8 protein-coding genes and 1 pseudogene are annotated in these 8,557 nt (G+C 57.3%); 4 read left to right on the top strand and 5 right to left on the bottom strand.

Annotated features, from left to right (window positions below; translation table 11 throughout):
• Positions 1 to 168 precede the first annotated feature (168 nt).
• Together AC13CN_RS12775 and AC13CN_RS12770 are read right to left on the bottom strand one after the other, a co-directional pair.
• A complete protein-coding gene (locus AC13CN_RS12775) occupies positions 169 to 606 on the bottom strand; it encodes a PAS domain S-box protein (protein ID WP_137095093.1) in 438 nt (145 codons plus the stop codon).
• Between the two features lie 186 nt (positions 607 to 792).
• Positions 793 to 2,107: pseudogene (locus tag AC13CN_RS12770) on the bottom strand (MFS transporter).
• Between the two features lie 157 nt (positions 2,108 to 2,264).
• On the opposite strand from AC13CN_RS12770, the gene AC13CN_RS12765 reads away from it, so the two are divergent.
• On the top strand, positions 2,265 to 2,534 hold the full coding sequence (locus AC13CN_RS12765) for an Rdx family protein (protein WP_054641078.1): 270 nt from the start codon (positions 2,265 to 2,267) through the stop codon (positions 2,532 to 2,534).
• A complete protein-coding gene (locus AC13CN_RS12760; protein ID WP_228219748.1) occupies positions 2,531 to 3,418 on the top strand; it encodes a DMT family transporter in 888 nt (295 codons plus the stop codon). Before AC13CN_RS12765 ends, AC13CN_RS12760 begins: the two co-directional genes overlap by 4 nt.
• Positions 3,419 to 3,623: 205 nt before the next feature.
• On the opposite strand, the gene AC13CN_RS12755 is transcribed toward AC13CN_RS12760, so the two are convergent.
• From AC13CN_RS12755 to AC13CN_RS12745, 3 genes are all read right to left on the bottom strand, one after another.
• Positions 3,624 to 3,926: an addiction module antidote protein gene (locus AC13CN_RS12755; RefSeq protein WP_054641079.1), complete on the bottom strand. Its 303-nt coding sequence runs from the start codon at positions 3,924 to 3,926 to the stop codon at positions 3,624 to 3,626.
• Positions 3,923 to 4,222: a type II toxin-antitoxin system RelE/ParE family toxin gene (locus AC13CN_RS12750; protein WP_054641080.1), complete on the bottom strand. Its 300-nt coding sequence runs from the start codon at positions 4,220 to 4,222 to the stop codon at positions 3,923 to 3,925. The genes AC13CN_RS12755 and AC13CN_RS12750 overlap by 4 nt, the downstream gene beginning before the upstream one ends.
• An 82-nt stretch (positions 4,223 to 4,304) precedes the next feature.
• Positions 4,305 to 4,925, bottom strand: coding sequence for an arylesterase (locus AC13CN_RS12745; protein ID WP_390623738.1), 621 nt, complete (start codon positions 4,923 to 4,925; stop codon positions 4,305 to 4,307).
• A 115-nt stretch (positions 4,926 to 5,040) separates the two neighbouring features.
• On the opposite strand from AC13CN_RS12745, the gene AC13CN_RS12740 reads away from it, so the two are divergent.
• Both AC13CN_RS12740 and AC13CN_RS12735 read left to right on the top strand, forming a co-directional pair.
• Complete coding sequence (locus tag AC13CN_RS12740; protein ID WP_228219750.1) at positions 5,041 to 5,850, top strand: ABC transporter ATP-binding protein; 810 nt, start codon at positions 5,041 to 5,043, stop codon at positions 5,848 to 5,850.
• Positions 5,843 to 8,407, top strand: coding sequence for an ABC transporter permease (locus AC13CN_RS12735; protein WP_228219751.1), 2,565 nt, complete (start codon positions 5,843 to 5,845; stop codon positions 8,405 to 8,407). Before AC13CN_RS12740 ends, AC13CN_RS12735 begins: the two co-directional genes overlap by 8 nt.
• Positions 8,408 to 8,557: the final 150 nt, after the last annotated feature.

Here is an 8,557-nt window from a genome sequence, read left to right as displayed (position 1 = left end):
GGTTTTCCTTTTGGTTCATGGTGTTAGGGGTAACAACATGATACCGGCGGGAAAGCCCCCGATCTCGTTGATAGCACTGAAATTTTCAACGCTATTCAGGCAGTTACAGCACCACCTGTGGAAAAGTGGGGAGACGCTAGCTATCTTTGTTTTTATGATGGCAAATGTTTATTTGGCGCTTTCCTGCTGATTTTTTAGCGCTGCCAGTGCCAATTGGGCCTCAACTCGTTCGGTCACATCTTTCTGAACACCGATGTAGTACATCAAGTTGTCGGCTTCATCATAAACTGGCGTAATTGACAGCTCATTCCAGAACATAGTGCCGTCTTTACGGTAGTTACGCAGCACTTCCCGCGAGGGGCGGCCATCCTGTAACGCTTCGCGAATCGACGATAGCGCATCCTGGTCGCGGTCTTCGTTTTGCAGAAAACGGCAGTCGCGATACAGAATTTCATCCGCACTGTAGCCCGTTAAGCGCTCAAAGCCCTTATTTACGTAAATCAGGATGTTTTCGTCACCTTCCTGCTCCGCAACGACGATGCCATCTTCAGAAGCGTCAATAATGCGCTCAAGTAACTCCGGGTTGATCAAGGGAGATCGTTTCATCAATGGATTCCTGTTGCTTTCGTTCTTTCGTAGCCATGGCGCTGTTGGTCAGCGCGGGGCTCTCTTACTGCAGGACGATGCGGAATTTCACACTACCGAATAGAGGTAGAATAGCAAAAAAACAGCTCTCTACCGCCAACTGCTGCCCATCATGGCGAGCGTTGCGGTGCTTTGCAATCAACCACGCTATTCGGCTTCCGGTAACCGCTGTGCGCTGAACATCGCCCCCACTGCCGTGAGCGCCAAGACCACCAGCAGCATGGCGCTTCCTAGCCATTGCGCCAACGCGCCGATAATACCCCCGACAACCAGCATCAGTACGCCCGTAAGCGTATTGGAAAGCGCTACATAAAGGGCGCGATTGTCTTGGCTGGCAATATCCACCAAATAGGTTTTGCGACCCAGGCGAACACCGTGATGCACAATCACCAATAGCGCATAAATCGCGGCATAGGGTAAAACGCTCTGCGTCCAGTCACCCGGCAACCAAGCTAAGGCCGCGCCTAATAGGCAGCACAACACCGTACCCACGGCAGCGTCGCGCATGACCCGGCGGCTGGACTGATCCGCGCGTTTTCCCCATATCGGGCTTGCCACCATAGCGGCTAGGCCGGATACCACCACTAAAATGCCTAGGCCGCCCAGCTCGGTTCCGCTCTGCTGCTGGCCGAGTAGCGCCAGGTAAGGCAGCGCCAGCGCGCTTGAAAGTAGCAGGGCCCTAGCGACATTGAAGTGTAAAAACGTGCGGTCTTCACGCAGTAGCGATAGCCCCAACTTAATGCTATCCCAGGCGTTTTCGCCGCCCTCGATGGAACCTGGCACCTCTTTAATGCGGGCTGCGCACAGCGCATTGAGTAACCAGCCAGCGGCCGCTACGCCAAGCAGTATGGCCAATGCCAAATTGCCGGGGCGGTCGCCGAACCACATCAATACACCGCCGGCAACCAGCGTTGCACCACCCGCGACGCTGCCGCTCCAGCCCATCAAAGTGCCTCGGCGGCGCTTGGCGATGGTTTTGCCGAGCACGTCCTTGGTAGCAATGGAGGAGAGCCTCCGTGCCAAGGAGAGCATGACCAACGCGGCCAACACCAACAAGCCACCGATAGCCCCGCTGCCCATCAGGGCCAATAACGCCAAAGCGAGAGCCGCCACCGCCTGCAGCACGGCCCCCGCCACCCACACCCACTTGCGCTGGGGCTTTAGGCGAATAAAGCCAGCCACAAACAGCTGGGGGGAGGAGGGCGCCTGCTTCACGAATCGGTACTAATAACCCCACCATCCATACCGGAGCGCCGATAATACCCAGCAGCTAGGGCAGCACTAAGCGGGCGCTCGACAGCTCATCCGCTAACTTATTACCTAACGAAGCGAAAAGGTGCAGGAAAAAGTTGTGCGGCTGCTCTTGGCAGGCATCGTCAGGTATATCGTCGCACATACGGCTATCGTCATCGCCTGTCAGCCACTCGTATAACTGCGTCTGTGAAACTTCCGGTTGAGCCATGTCGGTTCCTTGGCGATTGCTAATTTAAGATGACAGAATGCCTACTTAGGATGCCACACTGTATTTTAAAACCTGTATTTAAAAAGCCCTGTGCTCCAAAAGCCTGTGCTTTAAAAACCTGTGTTTCAAAGTAACGGATAGATAAGGACGCAAAAAGATGACCCGCATTCACATTCGCTACTGTACCCAATGCCAGTGGCTGTTGCGTAGCGCCTGGTATGCCCAAGAGCTTCTCTCAACGTTTGGTGAACAGCTAACAGAAGTCGCGCTCTCCCCCTCCCACGGCGGTACGTTTGAGATCTGGTGTGGCGACACGCTGCTATGGGAGCGCAAGCGCGATGGTGGCTTTCCCGACATCAAAACACTTAAGCAGCAAGTACGTGACCAGACCGACCCTGCCCGCGACCTGGGGCATATCGACCGATGACCCAAGACCAACAGGCGATGCTGTATGGATTGGGCGCTGTAGCGCTGTGGTCGACCGTTGCCACCGCCTTCAAGGTAGCCCTTGCATGGATGAGCCCCCTGGAGCTGATGTGGATAGCGGCGCTAGTTTCCTGGCTGTTGATGGGCGCACTGGTCTTCAAACAGGGCAAGATGGCGCTAGCGCTGCGCCAAGGCTGGCGAACAGCGCTCTGGGCCGGACTAATGAACCCCGTGGCTTATTACTTAGTGCTATTTGCCGCCTATGACCGGCTGCCGGGCCAAGAGGCCATGGCGCTGAACTACACCTGGGCGCTTGCTATGGCGTTTCTGGCAGTGCCGCTGCTGGGGCACCGCTTAACTCGACTGGATGTGGCGGCGGGGTTGGTGGCCTATAGCGGCGTTTGGGTAATCGCCACGCGGGGCAATGTCTTCAATGTGGCGTTTGAAGACCCTTTGGGCGTGCTGCTGGCGCTCTCATCAACCCTATTGTGGGCACTCTACTGGCTGCTCAACGCGCGGGATCAACGACAACCCTTGGTAGGCCAGTGGCAAAATTTTAGCGTTGGGTTACCGGTGCTAACCATATTGTTACTGCTTGGCCCCGGCGTGCAATGGCATGGCTGGCCCGCGCTAGGCGCAGGCGTTTATGTCGGCCTGTTTGAAATGGGCGTAGCCTTTGTACTTTGGCAACTGGCCGTACAAAAAGTGTCCCGCACGGCTAAAGTCTCTAACCTGATCTTCCTATCCCCGCCGGTATCGCTGCTGCTGCTTTATCTTGTAGTTGGAGAGCCAATGCTCCCCTCCACGCTGGTCGGATTAGTGCTTATTTTATGCGGGCTTGGAATACAGCAACTGCCAGGTAAACGAGAAAAGCGCGCAGCCTAAAGATGGGTTAAATCGTCAACCTACGACCTCTTTGTGTAATAACGCCATGCTATTAGGTATTAATAATGTATGTGGACCGCAGGAAGCCACCGTGCCCAACGCCAACCGCCGCAAGCTGCCTATTGGCATCCAAACGTTTTCAGATATTCGGGAAGGAAATTATTACGGCAGAGCGCTTGGTCAGATCAAACACAAAGGCAATGTTTTATGCTGCTGGCTCTTCTTGGTGTGGTTTTGCCGTCAAGTCCATACCCAGTGCACGCATGACGGCCAACATTGTCTTCAGCGTTGGGTTGCCTTGCTCGCTGAACGAACGATAGAGCTGCTCACGGGAGAGGCCGGTTTCGCGAGCAAGTTCTGTCATTCCTTTAGCGCGCGCTACGATACCCATCGCTTTAGCAACATAAGTGGCATCTCCGGTTTCCAGCGCATCAGCGAGAAAGAGAGCGATGGCTTCATCGTTCTCTAATGCTGCTGCAGGGTCATAGTCGTAAATCTTATCGCTCATGATTCCTCCCATTCTGCTGCCAGACGCTGCGCTGTATCGATATCGTTTTGCTGCGTGCTTTTATCGCCACCACATAACAGGATGACAAGCTCGCTGCCGTGTTGTTTAAAATAGACACGATATCCTGGGCCATGATGAATACGCAGTTCACTGATGCCTTGACCAACGGGTTTTACATCGCCAGTCAATCCGTTGGCCAGCCTGAAAATACGGGCGGCAATCAGTGCTTTGGCGCGCGAATCGCGGAGCTTACGTTCCCACCGTCGGTAAGTGTCGGTCTGTTTAATAGCGAGCATAAAAATATTGTAGTTCTTAGACTACATGCGTGCAAGCTATGAAAAACGGTGCTTAGCCAGTCGGTGCCGTGCGCAAAGTATACTACTGAGAAGAAGCCTGATACGTCTCTTCCAGCATGGGTTCAAGCGCAGGCCACACGTTTTCTAGGATAATCGGCTGGGCCTCGGCAGTGGGGTGAATACCATCGCTCTGCATCAGCTGTTTATTAAGCGCGATATCTTCCAGCAAGAAGGGCACCAGCGGAATATCGTACTCATCCGCGAGCGAATGAAAGACACTGGTAAACGCATCGCGGTAGGCTTGGCCGTAATTAGGCGGAATATCGATACCCAGCAGCAGCACTTCGGCATCGGCCTGCTGGCTCTGCTCGATGATGGTTGCCAGATTGGCGCGCATTTGGGCAGGCGGCAGGCCGCGCAGGCCATCGTTGCCGCCCAGTTCTAACAGAACGATATCCGGCTCACGCTGTCCGATAATATCGGCAAATCGCTGGGCGCCGCCTGAGGTGGTTTCCCCGCTAATACTGGCATTGACCACCCGGGCGTCGTCTTCAAGGCGTTCAGCCAGCAGCGCTACCCAGCCCTGCTCCTGCTCAATACCGTACGCCGCGCTCAAGCTGTCGCCCATCACGAGGAGCGTTGGTAGGTGCTCTTCAGACGTGTTGGCGTATAAAGGGGCAGCACCCAAGAATATGATCAGCATGACGGCGCTAGACACACCACGCCGGGTGGCCGTTTGCCCCCGCTGAAAGGCCAGTGTCTGACGAAACAGTTTTTGAATTGCTTGTTTTTGAATTGCTAAAGGGAATCCACGTTTCATGCCTCACTCCTCTGACCCAATATCCAATACCACGACCCAAGATGCGGCTTCGCCCAACACCGACCCATCGGCGGCTCAGAAGGTTCCCCATGAAGCCGTTAGCCAGCCAGTGCTGCATGCGGAAAAGCTGGCCAAACGAGTGACCAGCGGTGAACGCACGCTAACCATCTTACACGACCTGTCGTTAAGCGTAGCGGCGGGGGAGAGCGTGGCTATTTTGGGTAAAAGCGGGGCGGGTAAATCGACGCTGCTAGGCCTGTTGGCCGGGTTGGATACGCCCAGCGACGGTGAGTTGACGCTTTTCGGCCACGCGCTGAGCCGCCTGGATGAGGATGGCCGCGCCGCACTGCGGGCAGGGCGAGTGGGGTTCGTGTTCCAAAACTTTCAGTTGCTGCCGACCCTCAGCGCGCTGGAAAACGTGCTGCTGCCGCTAGAGCTCTCGCCTCGGGCCGGAGAAACCCGTACGGCCCAGCAGTGGTTGGAACGTGTAGGGCTTGGCGAGCGCACGTCCCACCAGCCCAAACAGCTCTCTGGCGGCGAGCAGCAGCGGGTCGCCATTGCGCGTGCCTTCGTGACCGACCCTGAGCTGGTGTTTGCCGACGAGCCGACAGGCAACCTGGACCCGGATACCGGCGCGCAGATCATCGACCTGCTTTTCACGTTGAATAAAGAAGCGGGCACGACGCTGATTCTCGTCACCCACGACCACGCCTTAGCGCGCCGCTGCGACCGCTGCCTGCGCCTCACTAACGGCCAGCTAGTCCCGTTCGAGCCAGCCCCAGCCAACAGTGGGGAAGGCGATGAGTGATATCAACTGGCGTTTGGCCGCTCGGAGCTTAAAGCGCGACCTGCGCGCGGCGGATGTACAGGCGCTGTTTGTCGCGTTGGTTCTGGCGGTGGCCGCGTCCACCATGATTGCCTTCTTTCTTGATCGCTTGGAGCGCGGCCTTGAGCGCCAAGCCGGGCAGATGCTGGGGGGCGATTTAGTGCTCGAACAGCGCGATCCTTTCCCTGAAGAGCTGCGCAATACGCTAGAGCAGGCGGGTTTTACGCTGAGCGACCAAGTGGATCTGGTCTCCATGATCAGCCAGGGGGAGCGCTTCCAGCCCGCCAGCCTCAAAGCGGTGGATGACGTGTACCCGCACTACGGTGTTTCTCACGTAGATAGGGGCAACGGCGTTGAGCAAATCGCCTCTGGCCCACCTGCAGGCGAAGCCTGGGCAGACCCACGGCTAGCCGAGCTGATCGAGATAGAGATTGGCGACCGCGTGCAAGTGGGGCAAACGGAGCTGACCATTAGCGGAATTATCGAACGCGAAGCGGACCAATCCGCCGGTTTTGGTAACTTCAACCCGCGCTTGATGCTCAATACCGCTGACCTTGAAGCCACTGGCCTGGTGCAGCCAGGGTCGCGTATTGAGTTTGAACTGCTCGCCGCCGGGCCGCCCGCTGCGTTAGATCAGGTGCAAGGCTTGTTGGCACAGCTACGGCGCGACGGCGTAGAGGTGCGTGATGTGCGGGTAGACCGCCCGCAGTTGGGTAATGCCCTGCAACGTGCGGAAAGCTACTTAGGCCTTGCCGGATTAGCAGCGGTGCTGTTGGCTGGGGTGGCGGTTGCTATGTCGACCCGCCGCTACGTAGAGCGTCACCTGGATACCGCCGCGCTGCTGCGCTGCTTTGGTGCCAGCCAGTATCAGCTTGTGACGATTTTCAGCCTGCAACTGATTGGGTTGGCATTCATGGCCTCCCTCATTGGCGCGCTGCTGGGCTTGGTCGGCCAAGCTGTACTGCTGTGGCTATTAACGAGCTTTCTGCCCATGACGCTGCCACCCCCTGGCATTATGCCGCTGTGGCTCGGCATCTTCACCGCGCTAGCGGTGCTGGTCGGGTTTGCAGGGCCAACGCTGCTGCGTATCAAGCAGGTGAGCGCGCTTAAAGTCCTGCGCCGAGAGCTGGACCCGTTGCCGCCCGCCGCTTGGCTGGTGGTGGGGGTGGCCAGTATCGTATTTGGCGGCCTGCTGTGGCTCTATTCAGGCAGCTTCCCTCTAGCCTTGGCGCTTCTGGTGGGTGGCTCGGCTTTACTGGTGCTGCTGTGGGGCGTGAGTTCTTTATTGCTGAATGGTTTGCTTCGCGCTGTGCAGCGCCTTAAGGGCGGCGGCGAGTGGGTGCAGGCGTTTCGCCTAGGCGGGCGTCAACTGGCCCGCCGCAAGCAGGCGGGGCTTGGCCAACTGCTGGCATTTTCGGTCACGTTTTTTGCCATGGCGATGATCGTCCTGGTGCGTGGGGATTTGCTCACTACTTGGCAAGATCAACTACCAGAAGACACCCCCAACTACTTTGCCATCAACATTCAGCCCGGCGAGCGGGATGCGTTCGAGCAAGCGGTGGCACCTCGGGTCGATACCCAAAGCACTCTTTACCCCATGGTGCGTGGGCGTATTACCGAGATTAACGGACAAGCGCCCAGAGATGCGGTGCCCGCCGATGCCCGAGGCGACAACTCGCTGCGCCGTGAACTTAACCTGACATGGCAATCTGAACTACCCGAAGGCAACCAAGTGGTGGCAGGGCAGTGGTTCACACCCGCCAGTGAGCCAGAAGGCTGGATGAGCGAAGTGGACGCGACGCCTTCTAGCGACTCAGAAACTGTTCCCATTTCGGTGGAGGATGGTTTGGCTGAGCGTTTAGGTTTGGGTTTAGGGGACGAAATCACCTTCGCCGTAGGCAGCGACAGCATCAAAACGCGCATCGAAAGCCTGCGCAGCCTGAACTGGGACAGCTTTAACCCGAACTTCTTCGTGATCTTCCCGCCCGGCGTGCTGGAATCGTTCGGCCATAGCTTCATCACCGCTTTCCATCTGCCAGACGAAGAGCAGGGCTTGGTGCGCGAGCTGGTTAGCGACTTCCCCGGCGTCTCGCTGCTCAACGTAGATGCCATCCTAGGGCAGGTGCGCGATGTATTGACCCAAGTGACTCGCGCGGTAGAGCTTGTGCTAATTCTGGTGTTGTTGGCGGGCGTGAGTGTGCTCTACGCCGCGCTCACCGCCAGTCGCCCGGTACGCGCCCATGAAAGTGGCCTACTGCGGGTATTTGGTGCAGGCAACCGAATGATCTCCCGCGTGCAAGGGGCTGAATATGCCTTGCTCGGGTTTGCCAGCGGTCTGCTAGGGGCGGTGCTTGCAGAGCTCGCCATCGCCGCCCTCTATCTCTATTGGCTCGATTTAACCCCACGCCTGCACCTCGGCCTATGGCTCACGCTCCCCATTGGCGGCGCGCTGCTGATAGGTATCATCGGCCACGCGCTCTCCTACAGCCTACGACGCCAAGCCCCCGCCGCCAGCTTAGGGCTGCTAGGTGAAGCTTAATCTACAGCCTTGACATCCTCCCCTCCCTCAGCTTGCGCTGCCGTCTAGCGACGGAAAGGAAGGGGATTCCCAGGTTGTTACCTTCCTGGTTTCTGCTTCCAAGACGATTGCCCGAGGGAATGGCTTGGTTATCGCCGTAAAAGTCCCACA

The sequence above is a fragment of the Vreelandella sp. L-25 genome (assembly GCF_056857535.1).
This window is presented reverse-complemented; position numbering and strand designations above follow the sequence as displayed.

Excerpts from the sequence above, each read along its gene's own strand:
- AC13CN_RS12760 (WP_228219748.1), top strand. The coding sequence starts at position 2,531 with ATGACCCAAGACCAACAGGCGATGCTGTATGGATTGGGCGCTGTAGCG.
- AC13CN_RS12775 (WP_137095093.1), bottom strand. The coding sequence starts at position 606 with ATGAAACGATCTCCCTTGATCAACCCGGAGTTACTTGAGCGCATTATT.
- AC13CN_RS12735 (WP_228219751.1), top strand. The coding sequence starts at position 5,843 with ATGAGTGATATCAACTGGCGTTTGGCCGCTCGGAGCTTAAAGCGCGAC.
- AC13CN_RS12740 (WP_228219750.1), top strand. The coding sequence starts at position 5,041 with ATGCCTCACTCCTCTGACCCAATATCCAATACCACGACCCAAGATGCG.
- AC13CN_RS12745 (WP_390623738.1), bottom strand. The coding sequence starts at position 4,925 with ATGCTGATCATATTCTTGGGTGCTGCCCCTTTATACGCCAACACGTCT.
- AC13CN_RS12765 (WP_054641078.1), top strand. The coding sequence starts at position 2,265 with ATGACCCGCATTCACATTCGCTACTGTACCCAATGCCAGTGGCTGTTG.
- AC13CN_RS12755 (WP_054641079.1), bottom strand. The coding sequence starts at position 3,926 with ATGAGCGATAAGATTTACGACTATGACCCTGCAGCAGCATTAGAGAAC.
- AC13CN_RS12750 (WP_054641080.1), bottom strand. The coding sequence starts at position 4,222 with ATGCTCGCTATTAAACAGACCGACACTTACCGACGGTGGGAACGTAAG.